The organism is Ferrimonas futtsuensis DSM 18154, assembly GCF_000422645.1.
In the GTDB taxonomy this organism is placed as follows: Bacteria; Pseudomonadota; Gammaproteobacteria; order Enterobacterales; family Shewanellaceae; genus Ferrimonas; species Ferrimonas futtsuensis.
The window spans coordinates 14,000-33,909 of record NZ_AUGL01000028.1; the positions used below are offsets into that span (position 1 = coordinate 14,000).

Genomic DNA, 19,910 nt, shown 5'->3' on the forward strand with positions numbered 1-19,910 from the left:
CGTCAAGCCAATCGTACAAGCAGATTACGTGAATCTTTTTTCTCCCCAAGGCAAAAACCGCTTTGAAGCACTATGGTTACAGGGAGTCACCATACTTGAAGGGGAAACAATGGAATCGGTAAAAGTACAAGACTATATGGAGCGTCATCCCGTATGGCTCTCCCCGGACATGCCGCTCTCTGTCGCCGTGGATACCCTGCTGGAGGCCAAGCAGCCTGGGGCGCCTGTGGTGGACGCCGACCACCATCTGGTTGGCTTTGTCTCTGAGCAGGATTGTCTGTCGGTATTGCTGGCGAGCAGCTACCACTGTGACATCACCGCCACGGTCGCCGACTGCATGCGCAAAGAGGTGTTGACGGTGACGCCCGAGGATTCGGTGCTGAGTCTGGCCGAATCGATGCTGGGACAAAAACCCAAGATCTACCCGGTGCTGGATGAGGACAAGGTGGTGGGCATCATCGATCGCAGCCGGGTGCTCAGCGCCATCAGTACTCACCTTAAAAGCTGCTTCCGCAATGCCGTTTAGCGGCTGTTTGCAGACATACTCAAGGGGCGCCGCAGCGCCCCTTCTCATTTTCACTCGCCGCCGGTTGCGGGATAACGCTTTGTAACAGTTGGCCGTTTGTTTTTTCACCGCTCACTCTGGCGAGCTGGCCAACAGCTGGTAGTCTGGTCAGACTCCCTGTTTAAACAGAGCCAAAAACAATGAAAAACCCCCTCTGTATCCTGGCCCTGGCACTGAGTTGTCTGGCACCAGCACACGCTTTCGACCGGGTGACCGGCCATCACTTCGCATCCCGCTCCGAGGTGCTGGCGCAAAACGGCATGGCCGCCACCAGCCAGCCCCTGGCCACCCAGGTGGCATTGGACATTCTAAAGCAGGGTGGCAGTGCCGTGGATGCCGCCATCGCCGCCAACGCCATGCTGGGGCTGGTGGAGCCGACAGGCTGTGGCATCGGCGGCGATCTCTTTGCCATCGTCTGGGACGCCAGCAGTCAGAGACTCTATGGCCTCAACGGCTCGGGCCGCAGTCCAAAAAGCCTGACTCTGGATCACTTTAAGTCGCTGGGTCTCACCAGCATTCCGCCTTACGGCCCCTTGCCGGTGTCGGTACCCGGCACCGTGGATGGCTGGTTTGAGCTCCACGGCCGCTTCGGCAGACTGCCGATGAAATCGATTCTGGCGCCCGCCATCGATTATGCGGAGAAGGGCTTTCCGGTTTCCGAGCTTATTGCCTATTACATGAACCGCAGCGCACCCCGCCTGAGCCTCTATCCCGGCTTTAAAGAGACCTTTATGCCTGAGGGCAAGATGCCGCAGAAGGGGGAGATCTTCCGCAACCCCGATCTGGCCTACAGCTACCGGTTGTTGGCGGAGAAGGGGCGGGATGCTTTCTACAAGGGCGAGATAGCCAGGCGCATCGACACATACATGCAGGAGAACGATGGTTTTCTCAGTTATGAGGATCTGGCGTCTCACCGCAGCGAGTGGGTGGAGCCGGTGAAGGTGAGCTATCGGGGCCACGAGTTGTGGGAATTGCCGCCTAATGGCCAGGGGATCGCGGCTCAGCAGATACTCAAAGTCCTGGAAGGCTATGACATCCGCAAGATGGGGCTGGACAGTGCCGAGTATGTGCACACCTTTGTGGAGGCGAAGAAACTGGCCTTTGCCGATCGGGCCAAATTCTATGCGGATATGGAGTTTGCCAAGGTGCCGGTGGAGGGGCTGCTCTCCGAGGCGTACGCCAGTCAAAGGCGAAAGCAGATCGATCCGAACCGGGCAGCCCGAAGCGTTGATGCCGGCAATCCGGCTCTGGGCCACGGTGACACCATCTACCTGACCACCGCGGACAGTCAGGGCAATATGGTGTCGCTGATTCAGAGCAACTATCGCGGCATGGGATCGGGGATGACCCCTACCGGCCTGGGTTTTGTGCTGCAAGACAGGGGACAGCTGTTCAATTTGACCCCGGGGGAGGCCAACAGTTATGCCCCGGGCAAGCGTCCCTTCCACACCATCATCCCCGCCTTCGTGACCAGGGAGGGGAAACCCTGGCTCAGCTTCGGGGTGATGGGCGGGGCGACTCAGCCTCAGGCCCACGCTCAGATTCTGGTCAATTTGCTGGATTTCGGCATGAACCTGCAGGAGGCCGGGGATGCCCCGAGGATTCTCCATACAGGTTCCAGTCAGCCTACGGGTGAGACCATGGTCGATGGCGGTGTGGTTTCCCTGGAGAGTGGGTTCTCCGCCGCCACCCGCCGCAGCCTCATTGAGAAGGGGCATGTGCTTCAAGAGAACCTGGGCAGTTTCGGCGGCTATCAGGCGATCCTCTGGGATGAGAGCAATCAGACCTACGTGGGAGCGTCAGAAAGCCGCAAGGATGGTCAGGCGGCGGGCTATTAAAACAGAGTAAAATTCACTGGGATTTCATGCTTTGGCAGATATACTGCCGGGCATAAAGACAATCCAAGCAGTTTTGGGGGAAGTTCTATGACTCTACGTATTCGCACTGCGGCCCTGGGCCTCAGCGCTCTGGTGGCCATCAGTGGCTGCACCACCCTGGATCCCTATACCCGGGAAGAGAAGACCGCCAACGCCACCGTAGGGGCCGGCATTGGCGCCATCACCGGTGCCATCATCGGCGCGGCGGTATCCAGCAAGAGTGACCGGGCCAAAGGGGCATTGATCGGCGCAGGCATCGGTGGCTTGGCCGGGGGCTCTGTGGGTTACTACATGGACCAGCAGGAGATGAAACTGCGCCAGCAACTGGAGGGCACGGGCGTCAGCGTGACTCGGGTCGGGGATCAGATCATCCTCAACATGCCGGGCAACATCACTTTCGACACCAACCAGGACCAGCTCAAGGCGCAGTTCTATCCGACCTTGAACTCGGTGACCCTGGTGCTGAAGGAGTTTGAGAACACCCTGATCACCGTGGCCGGGCACACCGACAGTCGCGGTGAGGCGGACTACAACCAGCAGTTGTCTGAGCGCCGGGCAGCCAGCGTCGCCAGCTACCTGGTCAATCAGCAGATCCCCTACCAGCGGGTGGCTGCCGTAGGTTATGGCGAGAGTCGCCCCGTGGCCGATAACATCAACAAGGCGGGGCGGGCTCAGAACCGTCGGGTGGAGCTCACCCTGGACCCCATCGTCCGCTAAGACCTTCAAAGACAAGCCCGGCAGATGCCGGGCTTTTTTTAGCGAATCTTTTCCAGCCAGTAGCGGTTGGCGTTGAGCCCTTCGATGACTTGGGCCTGGTTATCCAGACGCTGCAGCCGGTTTTCCGTGACCCGGTAGTGGGCAGGGGCGGCTCTGTCCCTGGGAATCATGATGCTATTGCCCGAGTTGTGCCATTGGAATTGCCCTTTCAGATCACTGCCGTTGTTGCGGCGTCCCAGATAGATCTGTTTGAGGTGGTAGCGACCATCGGCGAACAGGGTCAGTTCGGTGACGATGCCGTCGCAATCCGGGCAGGGCAGGGTACCGCGATAGGTGCCGCTCCAATCCAGAGCGTTGTGGGCGTTGTGGCCGTCAATGACCGTAGGCGGAGGTGTGGTTTTGGTGACATTCACCGGGCGCTGTTCCGGGGCGGCGCAGCCCACTAAAAAACACGCGGAAGCGAGTAGTATCAAGGCTTTCATCAAGCCCTCCGAGGTTATCCTTAACCCCTTTAAGCTGAAACAGATGGCCGAGGAAATCAAGGGCGAAGATCAATCCTCCGCCCGAAATATCAGTTATCCAAACAGTCCCAGATAGAGAGCCCGGGTGATGGCGATGTTGGCCATGGTGTCCAGCACCACGATGGCCCATTTCAGGGCGGGGTGTCTCTTTTGCAGGATAAAGGAGGGCACGGCCACGGTCAGAGGCAGCATCACCAGGCCCAGAGCCAGGAACAGCAGTCCGCCCAGGATGCCGGAGGGCACGCCTGAACCGTAGATCAGCACCAGGAAGATGGCGATAAAGGTAAACATGACGCGGCGGGAGGTTTTGGTGGCCGCGGTGCGCTGCTCGGGGTCCTGCAACAGCTCTTCAATGGGAGTCATACCCGGTTCTCACTATAAAATGAACTGTCCGTACCCTATGCAAAGGCGTGGGCTATTTCAACACCGGTGGAAAGCAAAAGGGTTGTCTGATCACGTTTTCGCCACATTTCGGGTGGTGACGGCGCCGATCTGTCAGAGGGGGAACAGCCCCCGCCACAGGGGCATCAGGTTACGGCCACCCAGCCAAAGCCATTCCACCAGCAAACAGGCCTGGACCAGGCCGATGGTCCAGAAGGCGACCTGGAAAGGACGCTTGCGGGTTTTATGGCGCCAGAGCTGTTGCCCCAGTAAAGCCCCGGACCAGCCCCCCAGCAGGGCCACAAGGTGAAGTGTCATCTCGGGAATGCGCCACTGTCCGCGGCGTGCCCGCCGTTTGTCCAGGCCATAAAGACACAGTGCCATCAAGCTGGCTGTGGCCCACCAAAGCGCGGGCCAGGGATGGATGCGCAGGACAGGCCAGAGTATCAGCAGTGGCAGGGCGGCGAGGGTCAGGGTCAGTCCCGGGGGCATCGTTCTCTCCATGGATTCAAAACTCAGGACTCGGCAACCCTAACCCTGTCGACGGTGCAACTCAAGAACTGGCGGCTTTTTAAGCCGTTGGGCGTCAGCCTTTTCAACAGCCCATTGGGCGCAGCCCCCGAAACTGCTAAGATCCGTCGATTCACATCAGCCACCGGGATGTCCAACTTGAGTAACCCCTTTTCGCCACAGCAACTTGCCCTGTGCATGCAGCAGGATGCAGCCACCATTCGCCGCCGGTTGAGCGGCATGAAAAAGCTGAAGGATGCCGGTAAGCGCCAGGCCATCCAGGAGCAGCTGCAGGGCCTGCTCGAGACCAGCCAACAGCGGGTGACAGCCCGTCAAGCAGGTCTGCCAACCATCGACTATCCGGAGTTGCCGGTCAGTGACCGTCGCGACGAGATAGCCGAGGCGATTCGGGATAACCAGGTGGTGATCGTGGCCGGTGAGACCGGGTCAGGCAAAACCACTCAGTTGCCCAAGATCTGTCTGGAGCTCGGAAGGGGAACCCGAGGCCTGATTGGCCATACCCAGCCGCGTCGTCTGGCGGCCCGGGCGGTGGCCAGCCGCATCGCCGATGAGCTGCAAAGCCCCTTGGGCAACCACGTGGGATTCAAGGTGCGGTTTGCCGATCAGACCAGCGGTGACAGCTACGTGAAGCTGATGACCGACGGTATCCTGCTGGCGGAGATTCAGCATGACCGTCGCCTGGACCAGTACGACACCCTGATCATCGATGAAGCCCACGAGCGCAGTCTCAACATCGACTTTATCCTGGGTTACCTGAAGCAATTGCTGCCCCAGCGCCCGGATCTCAAGGTGATCATCACCTCGGCCACCATCGATGTGGATCGCTTCTCCCGTCACTTCAATGATGCCCCGGTGATCGAAGTGTCTGGCCGCACCTACCCGGTGGAGATGCGCTACCGCCCGCTGGTGCGTGACGATGAGCGGGATCTCGACCAGATGGAGGGGATCTTCCTGGCGGTGGACGAACTGTGTGCGGAAGGGTTGGGGGATATCCTGATCTTCATGAACGGTGAGCGGGAGATCCGCGACACCGCCGACGCCCTGCGGCGGCGCAATCTGCGCGATACGGAGATCCTTCCCCTGTTTGCCCGGCTCTCCCATTCGGAGCAGGCGAAGATCTTTGCCTCCCACACCGGGCGGCGCATCGTGCTGGCCACCAACGTGGCGGAAACCTCGCTGACGGTGCCCGGCATCAAATACGTCATCGACCCGGGTACCGCCCGCATCAGCCGCTACAGCTACCGCACCAAGGTGCAGCGACTGCCCATCGAGCCGGTATCCCAGGCCAGTGCCAACCAGAGGGCCGGTCGCTGTGGCCGGGTCTCCGAAGGCATCTGCATCCGCCTCTACAGTGAGGACGACTTCAGTGGCCGCCCTGAGTTTACCGATCCGGAGATCCTGCGCACCAACCTGGGCTCGGTGATCCTGCAGATGCTGGCCCTGGGACTGGGTGACATCGCCGCCTTCCCCTTCGTACAGCCGCCGGACAACCGTCACATCAACGACGGCATGCGCCTGCTGGAGGAGCTCTCCGCCATCGAGGTGCACAAGCACCAGCCCAAGATGACCAAGCTGGGTCGGCAGCTGGCACGGTTGCCCATCGATCCGCGCCTTGCGAGGATGATCCTGGCGGCCAAGCCCTATGGCTGCGTGCACGAGGTGATGGTGATCGCCAGCGCCCTGTCCATTCAGGATCCCCGCGAACGCCCCATGGACAAGCAGCAGCAGGCGGATGAGAAGCATCGCCGCTTCGCCGACAAGGAGTCGGATTTCGTGGCCCTGCTCAACCTGTGGGACTACCTCAAGGCGCAGCGCAACGAGCTGTCCACCAACCAGTTCCGCCGCATGTGCCGCACCGATTTCCTTAACTACCTGCGGATTCGCGAGTGGCAGGATCTCTACAGTCAGCTGCGTCACTCCCTCTCTGAACTGGATATGAGCATCACCATAGGTGAGCGTGCCGGTTACGAGCAGATCCACCGCGCCTTGCTGGCAGGCCTGCTCTCCCACATCGGCTCCAAGGAGCCTGAGGGGCATTTCAAGGGGGCGCGCAACAGCCAGTTCCACATCTTCCCGGGTTCGGCGCTGGCGAAGAAGTCCCCCAAGTGGGTGATGGCCGCCGAGTTGGTGGAGACCAGTCGGCTGTTTGCCCGGATGGTGGCCAAGATTGATCCCCTGTGGGTGGAGCCCCTGGCCGAACACCTGGTCAAGCGCAGCTACGCCGAACCTCACTGGGAACAGAAACCCGGCTCGGTGATGGCTTTTGAACAGGTCTCCCTGTTCGGGGTGATAGTGGTGCCCAAGCGCAAGGTGCAATATGGCCCCATCGACCCGTTGGAGTCGCGCAATATCTTCATCCAGCAGGCGCTGGTGGGGGGGCAGCTGGGGTCCAACGAGGCGTTCCTCAAGGAGAACCTGGCCCTGATTACCGAGGTGGAGGAGCTGGAACACAAATCCCGCCGCCGGGATATCCTGGCGGACGATGCCACCTTGCAGGCGTTCTACGAGGAGCGCATTCCCGAGGGGATCTACACGCGTCAGCTGTTCCGAGGCTGGTGGAGCAAGGCCGCTGCCCAGGACAAGGAGCTGCTCAACTTCTCCAAGGCGCTGCTGATGAAACGGGATGCCGGACACGTCGGACAGCTGGACTTTCCGGATCATTGGTACCAGGACGGTCTGGTTCTGCCGGTGACCTATGCCTTTGAACCCGGAGAGCTGGATGATGGCGTGTCGGTGCACATTCCCCTGGCCCTGCTGAATCAGGTGCAGGAGCAGGGGTTCGATTATCTGGTGCCCGGCCTGCTTCATGAGAAGCTGGTGGGGCTGATCAAGAGTCTGCCCAAGGCGATGCGGCGCAACTTCGTGCCGGCCCCCAACTACGCCGATGCGGTGCTGCAGGTGATGGAGCCTCATCAGATGCCCCTGCTCGACGCCCTGTGCAAACACCTGCTGAGGATGACCGGTGTCCGGGTGGCTCCGGACGCCTTTGACCTGTCTGCCCTGGATACCCACCTGGTAGTCAACTTCAAGGTGGAGGATCACAGAGGCAAGGTGCTGGCCCAGGGGCGGGATCTTCATGAGCTCAAGCATCAGCTTAAGGGCCAGGTGCAGACCGCCATCGCCAAGGTGGCGGACAAGGGCATCGAGGCCGAAGGGTTGACCCAGTGGGACTTTGGCGCTCTGCCGCAAAGCTATGAACGCAAGCAGGGCAACTACAAGGTCAAAGCCTATCCGGCCTTGGTGGACAGCGGCGACAGCGTGGCGATCAAGCTGTTCGATGACGAGTCACGGGCGGCGATGGCCAACCGGGCCGGTCTGCGCAAACTGCTGCTGATCAACGTACCCAATCCGGTGAAGTACCTGCAGAAATCCTTGCCCAACAAGGCCAAGCTGGCGATGTACTTCAATCCGTTTGGCAAGGTGGATCTGCTGATTGACGACTGCATCCACTGTGGCCTGGATCAGCTGATCGACGGCCACCCGGACGCGGTGCGCGATGCGGATGCCTTCGAGGCGCTCAAGGAACAGGTGCGCGGCGAGCTGGGTGACACCGTGGTGGCCATCGCCATCAAGGTGGAGCGGGTGATGACCCTCAGCCATCAGGTGAAGAAGCGTCTCAAGGGTAAGATGGATCTGCAGACCGCCTTCGCCATGTCGGACATTCAGAGTCAGCTCGATGGCTTGGTCTACAAGGGCTTTGTCCGCGACACAGGCTGGCAGCGGCTGGACGATCTGGCCCGTTACCTCCAGGGCATTGAGCGCAGACTGGAGAAGCTGCCGGTGGACCCCAACCGGGACAGGTTGCACCTGCTTAAGATTCAGAAGGTGCAGGAGGCCTACCAGGGGGCGCTCAACAAGTTGCCCAAAGGGGTGGCACCGTCCTCGGAGCTGGCGGAGGTGCGCTGGATGATTGAAGAGTACCGCATCTCCAGTTTCGCCCAGACATTGGGGACCAAGTACCCCATCAGTGACAAGCGGATCATGATGGCGATTCAGGAAGCCGGTTAATCCGCTCTTGAGACTGAAACAGCAAAGGGCGCAGACCATGGTCTGCGCCCTGCTTGATCTTTGTCGCCTCAGAAGGGCTGTTGTTTGGCCAGATTCAGGGCCATCTGCTGCAGGTATTTTCTGGCATAGCGGGCAGCGTTCAACTCATCCTCTTTTGCCTGAGGTTGGGGTTCTTGCGGTGCCAGAACCCCCACGGCGTGACCCAGCTTCTCCAGCTCCTGCAGGCTCTCTACCCGCCCCTTGCGCAAGGCGATGGAGAGCTGCATCCAGCACACGGCGTTGCAGTGATCACCTCGGGCCTGACAATCTGCCGCGCGTTTCATGCAGTCGGCGGCGATGGTTATCCTCTTCATGGGCACGTCCGCTATTGTGATTATCCGGCCTGAATGCGACACCTCCTGTTGTCGCCGGACCATGTTGCCAAGCCTCACTCCCTTGAGGCCTTTTAGTTTAGGCGATCTTTACCCTCCCTGTGGCCGCGATGCGGCATGTGTGATGTCAATGAGTTCCAACCTACTGAGCGGTCAATGATTGACCATTGGCTCATTCTGTATCAGAGTGGATTTTGCTGTTGAATCTAGAGTCTGTTGTTGAGGCCGCCCCGGTCCGATTCGACCGGGTCCGGCGCCAGATGGAGGAGGCCAGGATGGCCTTTGAGTGGGTAACAAACAGGGTGTGCCACAGACACCGAATCTCCACAGAACGCATCAACCAGGGCCATTGTTATGAGTGGGCTTCCCTGGCCACTCAGCGCTGCCCCAGTGCCCAGGTTTTCTATGTCCGTCGGCTGATGCCCCATGCCTTTATCTATTTTGCCGGATTGTGGTTTGACGCCGATGCCCCCAAAGGGGTGCGCGACTGGCGTGCGCTGCCGCTGTTTAAAGGGTGCCGCGGCCTGCTCAGGGAGCAGGGAGTGATACGCTGGGTGCCGGGCGATCGTTTTTGGCTAAACTCAGTCTCAGAGAAACGCGGGCAGGACTTCAGGGTGACTGGATGAAATGGTATCTGATGGCATGGCAGCGTTGCCTGCAGTTCAGCGGGCGGTCGCGCCGCACCGAGTACTGGATGTTTTTTTTGATCAACATTCTGGTGGCCATCGCCATTGCCCTGATGGACCTGATGTTGGGCACTGTCGATGAGCAGACCCATACCGGCACCTTCAGCACCCTCTACTCCTTCATCGTGATCCTGCCGACCCTGGCGCTGACCGTCAGGCGGTTGCACGACACCGGGCGCACGGGTTGGTGGGTGCTGATCAGCCTTATCCCGGTGCTGGGGGTCATCGTGTTGCTGGTGTTTATGGCCCTGGATGGTGAGCCGGGAGGCAACCATTATGGAGCCAGTCCCAAGGGGGGGATGGCTTTTTGAATCTCATCGCCCAACATGAGGAGGCGCAGATGAACAGGTTGGTGGCCGTGTTTCTGGTTGTGGTGTGTGTGTGGAGCAGCGGCACTGTGGCTCAGGAGGAGCGACGCCATGGCGAGGTGGACAGAACCATGTCGCCCTGGCAAGTATGGAACGGTGACCTCGGCAGCTGGACGTCGCTGGAAGCGTTCTGGCTGGCACAGGCCGCCAAAAACGGTGGCCTGAGTTGGGGCCGGGGAAGCGATTATCCCGAGTATGACCAGGTTCAGGAGTACGACACTCTGATCATTGAGCTGTCCAGCGGCCCCTGTATGATGGAGTTCTTCCACAGCCGCTGGCGGCGGGCCAATGATGTGCGACGCTGGGACCCGGCCTTCAACGACTATGGGGGTTGCCCTGACGTATTCAAGTAGCGTCGGACCGCCGTCGCTCTCATTGGTCAAAGCCCTCATCAGGAGTTAGACGGTGTTTCACCCCCTCACCACATCACGCACCAAAATCCGCATGTTAACGGCGGAGGATGGGTTTCTGATTCAGGACTACTACAGGGACAATCGCGACCACCTTCGAGCCTGGGAGCCCCAGCGTAGCGAGAGTTTCTTCCACCTCAACCACCAGTTGGAGCTGATTCGGGTGGCGCAACTGGAGTGGGAGGACCGTCGCTCCCTGAGGTTGGTCGCACTGGCGCCTGACGAGCAGGAGATACTGGCGGTGGTCAATCTCACCAATCTGGTGTTTGGTCCCTTCCAGGCGGCTAATTTGGGTTATTCGGTGTCTCATCGTCATCAGGGAAAGGGGGTGATGCGAGAGGTGTTGGTGCCTGTGCTGGCCTTCGCCTTCGGCGAACTGGGGCTGCACCGGGTGATGGCCAATTACCAACCCAACAACCGTCGCAGTGAGCAGTTGCTGGCCGGGTTGGGGTTTACCCGAGAGGGGTATGCCAAGGACTACCTGAAAATAGATGGACAGTGGCGAGACCACGTTCTGACCGCCCTGCTTGCCTGCTGAGATGGGGCAAAGACGAAATTTGTGTAATACATCACCCATAGGAGGTCTTGGCAGCTTGCCCAAAATCTCTCCTGTGTCAAAATCAGGAGACTGTGACCACGGAAGTGTCACAAGTAATTGAAACAGGGAGTGTTATTATGGACAGCGTTGGTTTTATTGCTCGAAACTTGGGGGTGGCGTTAATCGGTGCCATCCTCGGTATCAGCGTAATGCAACTGGCTCAATCCCAGAAAGACCATCCCCTGGCGCTGATCAACGCCGATGTTCAGCAGGTGTCTGATGACGTCATCAGCAGTGCCACCGCATTGCAGGATGAACTGGACCGATTGAAGACCCTGACCGCCGATCAGCAGCAGCTCTCTCTCGTGGTGGAACACATCGACTTCATCAGCCGGAGCCTGATCTCCGATCTGGGGCAGATCAGTTACTACTCACAAGCCATCGAAAGCAACTTCCTGTGGCTGGCGGAGCGAGAACGCCTCTCCTACATCAATACCCTTCCCGATTTCGTGCTGCCGCTGAACAAGGGCGCCTCCCTGTGTGGAGACGGCATCACTTTTTCCGTGCTGGGGGAGCTAGAGGATCGCATCGAGACCCGGCTGGCGGGTCGCCGCATCCACTTTAAGGTGGGGGATGAGCGCATCTTTGAGATCGATGGGGAGCGGGCCAAGGTCGCCTACCTGGGGCGCTTCGACCAGTACTATCAATTCCGCCTGCTCTGCTCTCTCGTCTAGCTCTGCAACTGCGTCGCCACCCACTCGCCCAGGGCCAGCGATGCGGTGAGACCGGGTGACTCAATGCCGGCCAGGGCCACCACACCCTTGATTCCCAGCTCGGCAGGCCCGAGCAGCGCAAAATCGACCCCGGGTTCTCCGGGACCGGACAGCTTCGGGCGGACCCCGGCGTAATCCGGCGTCAGGGTGCGCCCCGCCACCTGAGGCCAGTAACGGCCTATCGCCAGTTTGAACTGCTCCTCCAGCCCCGGAGTGACCTCAAAGCTTGCCCTGTCACACCACTCTACGTCCGGACCAAACCTGGCGTTCCCCGCCAGGTCCAGGGTCAGGTGGACGCCCAGACCACCGGGCTCTGGCACAGGGTAGATGAGGTGGCTGAAGGGGGCGTTGCCAGAGAGTTTGTAGTAGTTGCCCTTGGCCAGGTATTGCCGGGGCAGGGTCTGGCAGGGCAACCCCTGGATGCGGCCAAGCAGGGAAGGGGTCGCCAGCCCAGCTGCCAGAACCAGTTTCTGGCACAGGATCGGCCCCTGATTGGTGGTGACGGTCAGCCCGGCTGGACCGGGACGGATGGCGTGCACCTGGCAGCCGAGGGCCAACATGGCGCCCAGGTGTTCCGCCTCGCCCTGCAGGGCCAGCATCAGCTGATGGCTGTCCAGGATGCCGGACTCCCGACTCAGCAGGGCCCCATGGCAGTGCAACTGGGGCTCCAGGGCTCTGGCCTGAGCGTCGCCAAGCAGGCTTATCCCCTCGACGCCGTTGGCCTCGGCTTGTTTTGCCAGCCGCTGCAACTGCGTCAGCTGGGCATCGCTGGTGGCCACCACCAGCTTGCCGCAGCGGCGGTAAGCAACCCCGGTTCGCTTCAGAAAGGGGTAGAGCAGGGCGCGCCCCTGGACGCACAGGCGTGTCTTGAGCCACTCTCTGGGGTAGTAGAGTCCGGCGTGAATCACTTCACTGTTGCGGCTGCTGATCCCCGTCCCTATGGCCGGCTGTTGTTCCAGCAGCAACAGTTCCACTCCCCGGGCAGCCAGGGCACGTGCGCAGGCCAGTCCTATCACCCCGGCGCCCACCACCAGGGTGTCTATCCTATCCATAGATCGCTCTCCCTCTGTAGGAGGGAACAGCATACCGGGTCACAATCCGCTGACAAGGGGCCCCTGGTTCAGCAGGTCCACGCTCTGAACCACCCGCTCTATCTCCTGGTCACTCATGCTGGGGAACAGCGGCAGGTTCAGGATGCGTTTGCTGATCCGCTCTGACACCGGGCAGGGCAGATGGCGGCTGGGCGCCTCCCCCTCCAGATAGACAGGCTGGCGGTAGAGTGGCATGGGGTAGCAGATGCGGGTGTCGATCCCCTGCTCCTTGAGGCCGGCGGCAACTTGATCCCGCTCGTCCAGCAGAATGGCGTAGAGGAAGGGGGCGGCCAGGGTGTCTGGCTCCGGATTGCTGAGGATCTCTATGCCCAGCTGTTCAAAGTGATGATCATAGGCCTGACATACTCGTCGGCGTCCGGCCAGGTAACGGTCCAGGTGCTTAAGCTGGTTCAGGCCGATGGCCGCTGAGATGTCGGTCATGCGGGCGTTGTAACCGAGCTTGCTGTGGATGTACTTGTCCGACTCCCCCTGGTTGCGGTAGAGCCTCAGAGTGTGCGCCAGTTCGTCGTCGTCGGTGAAGATCATCCCCCCCTCGACACAGGTCATCACCTTGGCCATATGGAAGCTCATGGTGGCGATGTTGGCCTGGCTGCCCAGAGGCTCTCCCCGGTAGAGACCACCCAGTGAGTGGGCGGCATCGTGCAGCAGAAACAGCTCGTGGCGCCGTGCCAGTTCATTCAGTGCCTGGAAGTTGGCGGGCAAGCCGCCGTAGTCGATGTAGACGATCCCCCGGGTCCTGGGTGACAGGGCGGCGTTCAGGGCTTGGGGGTCCAGGTTGAGGTTGTCCGGGCAGACGTCCACAAAGACGGGCGTGGCCCCGACCCGTGAGACCGCTGCCGCGGTGGCGAAGTAGGTGATGGCCGGAACGATCACTTCGTCGCCCGGAGTCACCCCCAGGGTGCGCAGGGCGATATCCAGGGCCACAGAGCCACTGCTGACGGCGATGGCGTGGCGCCGGGCCAGGCGATTGGCCATCGCCTCCTCAAACTGGCCAGCCCTTGGCCCCATGGTCAGCCAGTCATCATCGAAGGCGCCAATGATCGCCTTCAGGTCCTCATCACCGACTTCGGGGCGGGACCAGGGGATGGATGGGTTCATCGGCAGTCTCCTAAAGGTGCGGTGGTCATGGCCTAAAAGTTCCTGTAGATGGAGAAGGGTTTCATCAGAGGGCAGACCTTGAGCAGCTCGGCAATTCCCTGATCCAGGGTGACGCTGGCGCCAAACCCCAGTGCTTTGATTCTCTGATAGCTGACGGCGTAGTCCCGCTTGTCCAGATCCTCGCCGAACTCGGCGCAATGCAGGTAGTAGTCGTACTGCGCCTGAATTCGCTGAGCCACCTCCAGCTTGGTGTAGTTCAGGGCTTCATCCCCTACGTTGAAGGGCTGTCCGCTCATCTGGTCATAGTGGTCCATGGCAAATAGGATGCTGGTGGCGGCGTCCACCGCGTGAATAAAGGTGCGGCGTGCATGGCCCTCATACATGACGAAGGTGCGGTTATGCACCACCTGGTGGACGATGTCGTTGACCAGCAGGTCCAGACGCATCCTGGGCGAGACCCCGAATACCGTGGCAAACCTCAGGGGAACCCCACCCACCTTCAGGGCGTGCTGCTCCGCTTCCGCCTTGGTTTCGCCATACAGGGTCAGGGGATTGATCGGGGTCTCTTCGGTACAGACCCCGGCAACGGCGCCGTAGGTTGAGCCGGTGGAGGCCTGAATCAGTTTCTGCGACGGGCGCAGGTGGCCGGCGATGGCTTCGATGATCCCGACATTGGTCTCTTTGGCCGTGGTGGGGTGGTGCTGGCAGGCGGGGTAGCCGACGATGGCCGCCAGGTTGACGATCACATCCGCTTCGTCCACCAGGGGCCTCAGCTGTACCGCGTCTCTGGCATCGGCGTGAAACACCCGAAGATTGGGGTGGCCCATGATGGAGAGCAACGGGCCAATGCCCCACAGCAGCTTGTCGATGATGGTGACACTGTCTCCCCGCGCCAGCAGCTTGGGGACCAGTATGGATCCAATGTAACCGGCTCCGCCGGTGACCAGCACCTGTTGTGGCATGGCTAACTCCTCTTAGCGTGTTTGGGCTATCTGGGGCGTTCCATTGCCTGGGTGTCCAGAGGCGGCTCCCTGCCGCCCAGCATCTCTTTGTAGATTTGAATCATGGTGTGGCTGCACTGCTCGAAGGAGAAGGCGCCGCAGGCACGGGTCGCCTGGCGCCGATATGCGGCGTACTCGTCAAGCACTGCATTGACCTGCTCATGGGTCTTCAGCGCCCAAAGCTCAGGGTCGTCAAAACTCAGGCATTGCCCCACCCCAGTGGCGTCCACCACCCGCTGAAAGCTGGGAATGGGCGAGGCCAGAGGGAAGAGACCGGCGGCCATCCCCTCCAGCAAGGTTTGGCCAAAGCCTTCATATTCGGAGGCACTGACCACAAAGGAGTTGTGGCCGGTCAGGCTGGTGAGCTGGTCATCGGTCAGCCCCAGGTGCAGCTTGACCCTCTGCTGCAGCCCGAGGCTGTCTATCTGACGCCTGAGCCTCACCAGGTTGTTGTCCCAGTCGCGCCCGGCGATGTCCAGGTGATACGCCTCGTCCAGCTTCGCCAGGCAGGCAAAGGCGATCAACAGCTTGTCCAGGCGTTTGTTGTCGGAGAAGCGCCCGATGAAGATGAGTCCCCGGGTAGGAATACGGCTGCCTCCGCCGCGAAACTTGTCGATGTCCGCCCCGTTTTCCACCAGCTTCAACTTCGGCGGCTGGCAGATCTGGGAGAAGGTTTCATAGTCGCCCTGGCTGATGGCCAGAATGTGGCCGTAAGCCTTGCAACTGAGCTGGGTAATGGTGCGGAAGTAGGCGCGCTTCAGGCGGGCGGCAAACTGGGTATGGAAGAAGCCGCCATGGGTGCTGGCTACCAGAGGCTTACGATGCAACGAGCGGGTCAGCGCCAGAAAATCGAAGAAAAAATCGATGCCATGTACGTGAACCAGGTCAGCGGGGGCGATGGCCCGCAACACCCCGGGGGCAATGGGGTACTTATAGCTGCCCACATAGTGAAGGCGTCGGACGGGGATCCCTTCGACGACCTCTGTGGCAGGCAGCGTCTGGACCCTGGGTTGATGAAACAGGCGATTGAGGGTCACGACTGATGCCTCTATGCCCGCCTCCCGTTGCGCTTCCACCAGGGCCTGGACAAACTTTTCCAGTCCGCCGACACCGGGATGAAACTGCCGTACCACGTGAACAACTTTCAGCGAACTGTCTGGCATCGGTCCTGGTTTCCTGTAGGGGGAAAACCATCCTGGCTTCGAGAGGCATCCTTGCCCGGCCGTGTATCGGCTTAGGTCAGGCTAAAAAGATAGTTCAGATTCTTCGACCAAGGGGAAGGAAATTGGTGGCCAACTCGTCGGGGCGGTTGAGCCTTGGGGGATAGTCTGGACGAGAAAGACGGCAATCCATTGGGCCTGTGGCTCCCACCGAGGGAGTCACGCCTTTTGAGAGAGCCCCGGGCTGGAGTGGTTGCCGTCTGCCCCGAAGGCGCAGCGCGCTGCCCGAGTCCCTGGTCAGATCATCCAGGGCCCGGGCGTCTAGGGTCCAGTGGGGCCAAAAGCTGATGCAAGGCGATTGGCACGGAACACCAGCTTTGGCCAGCGCCTGGGGTTAGGCGACTTCGGCGGTTTCCTGAGGTGCTTGCTGCCAGGGCTCGTCGGTAAGCGCTGCCAGTACGCCACGGCGTTCAATCACCCCGGCCAGGCGGCCTTCCCGGGTGACCACCACCAGTTGACTGCCCTGGGGGATGGCGTTCATGGCACGTTGCTCCAGGTTGTCCAGGTTGAAGCTGGTGAGGTAGCCCGCTTCACTGACCGGGTAGAGGGTCTTTTCATCGACCGCCAGGCTGCAGGCCAGTCGAGTCAGGGGCTCGCTGATGTCACAGCTGAAACGGATTGGTTGCATCACCTTACTGACCGGCATCAACTCGGTGTCTTCAAACTCGGTCAGGTAGTAGGCGCGCAGCAGATCCTGGTCATCGACAAAGCCCAGAGGCTTATCGTTTTCGACCACAAGGGCCGCACCGCAGCCGCGGCGAAGCAGTTGCTGGGCTGCCTGAGTCACGGGGGTGTCGGGGCCGATGGTCAGGGGCAGGGTGTGGCACAGGGTGCCGGCGGTCAGTTTGGTGTTGATCATGATCTTTTCTCCTTGAGCAGGGACGGAACTGGATTGAGTCTGAGTGCGGCCGTGAATCCACCAGTGGGCGAGGCCCACCATGGCGGCACCGCCGATGATGTTGCCCAGGGTCACGGGCAGCAGGTTGTTCTTAAGAAAGCTCGCCAGGGTCAAATGGGCGAAGTGGCTGGGCTCCAGGCCCAGGCGCAGCCAGTCGACCGCTTCCTGGCTGTGACGGATGGCGATGCCCAGGGGCACCAGAAACAGGTTGGCAATGCTGTGCTCGAAGCCGGTGCTGACGAACATGGCCACAGGCAACATCAGCAGCAGGGCCTTGCCCAGAGGATCCTTGGTGCTGAAGCTCATCCAAACCCCAAGACACACCAATAAGTTACACAGGATCCCCAGGGCGACCGCCTGCATAAAACTGTGCTCCAGTTTGTGCTGGGCCAGGTTCATCACCGACAGACCCCACTGGCCGCCGTACAGATCCCCCTGGTTGGCCAGCATCAGCAGTCCCACCAGAGTCAGCGCCCCGGTCAGGTTGCCCAGAAACACCAAAGACCAGTGTCGGAGCATCTGGCCGGTGGACACCCGGCCATTGGCCCAGGGGACCACGGTCAGCACGGTGCTGGTGAACAGCTCCGCGCCGCAAAGTACCACCAGGATCAGGCCCAGGCTGAAGACCAGACCTCCGGCCAGACGGGTCAGTCCCCAGGATTGATCGACGGCACCGGTTACCACGGTGATGTAGAAGGTGAAGGCGATGCCGATGTACAAACCGGCCATGATCGCCAGGGCAAAGGTTTTGCCCCGGGTATTGGCCAACTTGCCCTGGCCAAAACGCTCGGCGGCGGCGATAAGCGGGTCGGATTTGGGCAGCGAGGGAACTGGGGTCAACACGGTTCACCTCCTTGATGGCTAAGTGGGTGTGGCGTCACAAAAAACATGATGGCGCTCCTTGGTTCACATCTGGTTGATATTGCAGTGGTTCATCGTCACGTTACGGCGCCGCGCCGTAAAAGAAAAATTGATCTTTTTCCTATGTTTAATCAGTGAAATTGATGAGTTCGGTGGTCGGGTGTCGTGAAATTCGGTGGCGAGAACGGGTGGGTTTGCGTGATGCGGATCTCTTTCTGAGGCGGGTGGTGGTGACGCGGGTCACCTAAATGCGGCGTTTGGGATGGAGGTCGAACCCCGTTTTGCTTTTTGCGGAAGTGGATGGGTCAGGGGAGGCGAGCGGCGGCGATCGGAGGCGATCATAATGATAGGAACCATTGATATAAATTCAGATTATCAGTTATCCGGGTGATGGATGCCTGTGGTTGGTTCGGGTGATCGGGCTGTGACCCTAGTGCGGCACACGATTTTGCGCTTGGCTGAGCGGGCCGGGGGTTGATGAGGCCTGAAACGCTCAGGTATCAATTATATTGATGAGGGTAAGCAAAAAGATTTGCGTATCTGTTTTTTATGGTGTGATAAGGGCGGGATAAATCCCCGCCCCAGCGGACTAAAGTTTACCAATCTCATCCTCCCAGACAGTGGCTGCGGCGTCGGTAAAGTCAAAGTGGTCGCGGATGTAGTTGAGTGTCCTCATTTCGGTCGGGGTAACGGAGTGGCCATCTCGGGCGCTGTTGATCAATGCCTTCGCTTCATCCCTGGAGATGCGGTGCTCGCCGACTCCTTGAGTATGGGCCTGAGCCATATCCAGCAGGGTTTTCTCATACTGCACGCCGTTGATACTGACATATGCCATGGTGAACTCCTCGTCAAAAACAGATAGGCGGGGGCACTCCCCGAAGACCGCAGCCTGAGCCGCAACAGCAAGGTTAGCAGCGACCCACAGACCCGGTGACTGACGCTGCGCTTGAGTCGAAGATTGAGATTTAGATGGGCTGATCTTCAGAGATTAGCCATATAGAATTTTCAAGCCGGAGAGTATATTAGGGCCCGCCGGACTCCGCTGGTACGCCTTAACATCCGGTGACTTAAAAGAAAACGATCTAAGGAGCACCGCATGCAGATGGAGTTGCGGCCACTGATGACGGGAGGGGGCTATGAAGTGGTCACCTGTTGGTACCGTCCTGACGGTGACGCCGTCGCTACCCTGATACTCGCCTCTGCCTTGGGTGTTGGCCAGGACTACTATAAGCCCCTGGTGCACTGGCTGGTGGAACAGGGCTTCAGGGTCATCACCTTCGATTATCACGGTCTTGGCGCGTCCCGCCAGGGGCCATTGCAACAGTGTCACGTCAACATTCTCGACTGGGGCCGTTTCGACTGTTCGGCGGTGATCAACGCGGCTTATCGGCACGATCAGGCTCATCCGCTGGTCTGGCTTGGGCATAGCCTGGGAGGCCAACTGCCAGGAATGACGCCCAACTCTCATCTTCTCGACAGAATCATCACGGTTGCGGCGGGCAGTGGCTACTGGCGCGAAGTGCCTCCCCGGCTGAAACGTCGGGTGTGGATGCTGTGGTATCTGGCGGCGCCTCTGGTCACCAATGTGGTGGGGTACTTTCCGGGAAAACGGTTCAATATGGTGGGGGATCTGCCCGCCGGGGTGATGCGCCAGTGGCGTCGCTGGTGCTTACATCCCAACTACGCCGTGGGTGTGGAGGGGGAGCCGATTCGAGCGGGGTTTGCCTCGGTCCGCTGCCCCATCACGGCCATCAGCTTCGAGGACGATGAGCTGATCTCGGCCAGGAACGTGGAGAGACTGCACCTGGATTACCGCCGTGCCCCTGTCACCCTGATGCATCTGACCCGTAAGGAGTGCGGTGGCGCAATCGGACACTGGGGGTTTTTCCACCCCAGGCAGAAAACCCGGTTGTGGCGGGACGTGCTACTGAGTGAATTGCACCCCTATCCCCGCCGACAGGCTGCCGGTTAGCG

General features: G+C 60.2%; 20 protein-coding genes. 10 read left to right on the forward strand and 10 right to left on the reverse strand.

Annotated elements, in window-relative coordinates:
• Window positions 1–109 precede the first annotated feature (109 nt).
• The 3 genes from G505_RS0116185 (at window position 110) to G505_RS0116195 (ending at window position 3,159) form a co-directional block, all read left to right on the forward strand.
• Window positions 110–526, forward strand: coding sequence for a CBS domain-containing protein (locus G505_RS0116185; protein ID WP_028110497.1), 417 nt, complete (start codon window positions 110–112; stop codon window positions 524–526).
• A gap of 179 nt (window positions 527–705) precedes the next feature.
• Entirely contained in the window at window positions 706–2,403 is a 1,698-nt protein-coding gene (gene ggt / locus G505_RS0116190; protein ID WP_028110498.1) for a gamma-glutamyltransferase, read from the forward strand.
• 87 nt (window positions 2,404–2,490) lie between these two features.
• Window positions 2,491–3,159, forward strand: a complete 669-nt coding sequence (locus tag G505_RS0116195; protein WP_051216345.1) for a YiaD family glycine zipper/OmpA-like lipoprotein — start codon at window positions 2,491–2,493, stop codon at window positions 3,157–3,159.
• 38 nt (window positions 3,160–3,197) lie between these two features.
• Here G505_RS0116195 and G505_RS21815 read toward each other — a convergent pair whose 3' ends face one another.
• From G505_RS21815 to G505_RS21820, 3 genes are all read right to left on the reverse strand, one after another.
• The gene (locus tag G505_RS21815) at window positions 3,198–3,641 is read right to left on the reverse strand and encodes a copper resistance protein NlpE (protein WP_084644036.1); all 444 of its coding nucleotides are present in this window, start codon (window positions 3,639–3,641) and stop codon (window positions 3,198–3,200) included.
• A gap of 93 nt (window positions 3,642–3,734) precedes the next feature.
• Window positions 3,735–4,043 carry a hypothetical protein gene (locus G505_RS0116205; protein WP_028110500.1) on the reverse strand — a complete coding sequence of 103 codons (309 nt, stop codon included), beginning with the start codon at window positions 4,041–4,043 and terminating at the stop codon, window positions 3,735–3,737.
• Window positions 4,044–4,175: 132 nt separating this feature from the next.
• Window positions 4,176–4,553, reverse strand: coding sequence for a DUF1294 domain-containing protein (locus G505_RS21820; protein WP_051216349.1), 378 nt, complete (start codon window positions 4,551–4,553; stop codon window positions 4,176–4,178).
• A 168-nt stretch (window positions 4,554–4,721) separates the two neighbouring features.
• Between G505_RS21820 and hrpA the strand changes: the two genes are divergently transcribed.
• On the forward strand, window positions 4,722–8,600 hold the full coding sequence (gene hrpA / locus G505_RS0116215; protein ID WP_028110501.1) for an ATP-dependent RNA helicase HrpA: 3,879 nt from the start codon (window positions 4,722–4,724) through the stop codon (window positions 8,598–8,600).
• A 68-nt stretch (window positions 8,601–8,668) separates the two neighbouring features.
• On the opposite strand, the gene G505_RS0116220 is transcribed toward hrpA, so the two are convergent.
• A complete protein-coding gene (locus G505_RS0116220; RefSeq protein ID WP_028110502.1) occupies window positions 8,669–8,953 on the reverse strand; it encodes a hypothetical protein in 285 nt (94 codons plus the stop codon).
• A gap of 212 nt (window positions 8,954–9,165) precedes the next feature.
• On the opposite strand from G505_RS0116220, the gene G505_RS0116225 reads away from it, so the two are divergent.
• The 5 genes from G505_RS0116225 (at window position 9,166) to G505_RS0116245 (ending at window position 11,707) form a co-directional block, all read left to right on the forward strand.
• Window positions 9,166–9,597 carry a hypothetical protein gene (locus G505_RS0116225; RefSeq protein ID WP_157509256.1) on the forward strand — a complete coding sequence of 144 codons (432 nt, stop codon included), beginning with the start codon at window positions 9,166–9,168 and terminating at the stop codon, window positions 9,595–9,597.
• On the forward strand, window positions 9,594–9,968 hold the full coding sequence (locus G505_RS0116230; protein WP_028110504.1) for a DUF805 domain-containing protein: 375 nt from the start codon (window positions 9,594–9,596) through the stop codon (window positions 9,966–9,968). Before G505_RS0116225 ends, G505_RS0116230 begins: the two co-directional genes overlap by 4 nt.
• A 29-nt stretch (window positions 9,969–9,997) precedes the next feature.
• Window positions 9,998–10,378, forward strand: a complete 381-nt coding sequence (locus G505_RS23255; protein WP_035385502.1) for a hypothetical protein — start codon at window positions 9,998–10,000, stop codon at window positions 10,376–10,378.
• Window positions 10,379–10,430: 52 nt separating this feature from the next.
• On the forward strand, window positions 10,431–10,973 hold the full coding sequence (locus tag G505_RS0116240) for a GNAT family N-acetyltransferase (protein ID WP_028110506.1): 543 nt from the start codon (window positions 10,431–10,433) through the stop codon (window positions 10,971–10,973).
• 137 nt (window positions 10,974–11,110) lie between these two features.
• Window positions 11,111–11,707 (forward strand): hypothetical protein, encoded by a 597-nt coding sequence (locus G505_RS0116245; RefSeq protein ID WP_028110507.1) that lies wholly within the window; start codon window positions 11,111–11,113, stop codon window positions 11,705–11,707.
• Here the strand turns inward: G505_RS0116245 and G505_RS0116250 are convergent.
• From G505_RS0116250 to G505_RS0116275, 6 genes are all read right to left on the reverse strand, one after another.
• Window positions 11,704–12,798, reverse strand: coding sequence for an NAD(P)/FAD-dependent oxidoreductase (locus G505_RS0116250; protein ID WP_028110508.1), 1,095 nt, complete (start codon window positions 12,796–12,798; stop codon window positions 11,704–11,706). The genes G505_RS0116245 and G505_RS0116250 overlap by 4 nt on opposite strands.
• Before the next feature lie 39 nt (window positions 12,799–12,837).
• The gene (locus tag G505_RS21825; protein ID WP_051216352.1) at window positions 12,838–13,956 is read right to left on the reverse strand and encodes a DegT/DnrJ/EryC1/StrS family aminotransferase; all 1,119 of its coding nucleotides are present in this window, start codon (window positions 13,954–13,956) and stop codon (window positions 12,838–12,840) included.
• Between the two features lie 32 nt (window positions 13,957–13,988).
• Window positions 13,989–14,918 (reverse strand): NAD-dependent epimerase/dehydratase family protein, encoded by a 930-nt coding sequence (locus G505_RS0116260; RefSeq protein WP_028110509.1) that lies wholly within the window; start codon window positions 14,916–14,918, stop codon window positions 13,989–13,991.
• A gap of 26 nt (window positions 14,919–14,944) precedes the next feature.
• On the reverse strand, window positions 14,945–16,120 hold the full coding sequence (locus G505_RS21830; RefSeq protein WP_051216353.1) for a glycosyltransferase family 4 protein: 1,176 nt from the start codon (window positions 16,118–16,120) through the stop codon (window positions 14,945–14,947).
• Window positions 16,121–16,511: 391 nt separating this feature from the next.
• Window positions 16,512–17,918 carry a formate transporter FocA gene (gene focA, locus G505_RS21835; RefSeq protein ID WP_051216355.1) on the reverse strand — a complete coding sequence of 469 codons (1,407 nt, stop codon included), beginning with the start codon at window positions 17,916–17,918 and terminating at the stop codon, window positions 16,512–16,514.
• A gap of 607 nt (window positions 17,919–18,525) precedes the next feature.
• Entirely contained in the window at window positions 18,526–18,771 is a 246-nt protein-coding gene (locus G505_RS0116275) for a hypothetical protein (RefSeq protein ID WP_028110510.1), read from the reverse strand.
• 261 nt (window positions 18,772–19,032) lie between these two features.
• Here G505_RS0116275 and G505_RS0116280 point away from each other — a divergent pair, with 261 nt between their 5' ends.
• Window positions 19,033–19,908, forward strand: coding sequence for an alpha/beta hydrolase family protein (locus tag G505_RS0116280; RefSeq protein WP_028110511.1), 876 nt, complete (start codon window positions 19,033–19,035; stop codon window positions 19,906–19,908).
• Window positions 19,909–19,910 lie beyond the last annotated feature (2 nt).

What these genes read in the sequence shown, in the direction of transcription:
- G505_RS0116185 (WP_028110497.1), top strand. Translation starts at nt 110, where the DNA reads ATGGAATCGGTAAAAGTACAAGACTATATGGAGCGTCATCCCGTATGG.
- ggt (WP_028110498.1), top strand. Translation starts at nt 706, where the DNA reads ATGAAAAACCCCCTCTGTATCCTGGCCCTGGCACTGAGTTGTCTGGCA.
- G505_RS0116195 (WP_051216345.1), top strand. Translation starts at nt 2,491, where the DNA reads ATGACTCTACGTATTCGCACTGCGGCCCTGGGCCTCAGCGCTCTGGTG.
- G505_RS21815 (WP_084644036.1), bottom strand. Translation starts at nt 3,641, where the DNA reads ATGAAAGCCTTGATACTACTCGCTTCCGCGTGTTTTTTAGTGGGCTGC.
- G505_RS0116205 (WP_028110500.1), bottom strand. Translation starts at nt 4,043, where the DNA reads ATGACTCCCATTGAAGAGCTGTTGCAGGACCCCGAGCAGCGCACCGCG.
- G505_RS21820 (WP_051216349.1), bottom strand. Translation starts at nt 4,553, where the DNA reads ATGCCCCCGGGACTGACCCTGACCCTCGCCGCCCTGCCACTGCTGATA.
- hrpA (WP_028110501.1), top strand. Translation starts at nt 4,722, where the DNA reads ATGTCCAACTTGAGTAACCCCTTTTCGCCACAGCAACTTGCCCTGTGC.
- G505_RS0116220 (WP_028110502.1), bottom strand. Translation starts at nt 8,953, where the DNA reads ATGAAGAGGATAACCATCGCCGCCGACTGCATGAAACGCGCGGCAGAT.
- G505_RS0116230 (WP_028110504.1), top strand. Translation starts at nt 9,594, where the DNA reads ATGAAATGGTATCTGATGGCATGGCAGCGTTGCCTGCAGTTCAGCGGG.
- G505_RS23255 (WP_035385502.1), top strand. Translation starts at nt 9,998, where the DNA reads ATGAACAGGTTGGTGGCCGTGTTTCTGGTTGTGGTGTGTGTGTGGAGC.
- G505_RS0116245 (WP_028110507.1), top strand. Translation starts at nt 11,111, where the DNA reads ATGGACAGCGTTGGTTTTATTGCTCGAAACTTGGGGGTGGCGTTAATC.
- G505_RS0116250 (WP_028110508.1), bottom strand. Translation starts at nt 12,798, where the DNA reads ATGGATAGGATAGACACCCTGGTGGTGGGCGCCGGGGTGATAGGACTG.
- G505_RS21825 (WP_051216352.1), bottom strand. Translation starts at nt 13,956, where the DNA reads ATGAACCCATCCATCCCCTGGTCCCGCCCCGAAGTCGGTGATGAGGAC.
- G505_RS0116260 (WP_028110509.1), bottom strand. Translation starts at nt 14,918, where the DNA reads ATGCCACAACAGGTGCTGGTCACCGGCGGAGCCGGTTACATTGGATCC.
- G505_RS21830 (WP_051216353.1), bottom strand. Translation starts at nt 16,120, where the DNA reads ATGCCAGACAGTTCGCTGAAAGTTGTTCACGTGGTACGGCAGTTTCAT.
- G505_RS0116275 (WP_028110510.1), bottom strand. Translation starts at nt 18,771, where the DNA reads ATGGCATATGTCAGTATCAACGGCGTGCAGTATGAGAAAACCCTGCTG.
- G505_RS0116280 (WP_028110511.1), top strand. Translation starts at nt 19,033, where the DNA reads ATGCAGATGGAGTTGCGGCCACTGATGACGGGAGGGGGCTATGAAGTG.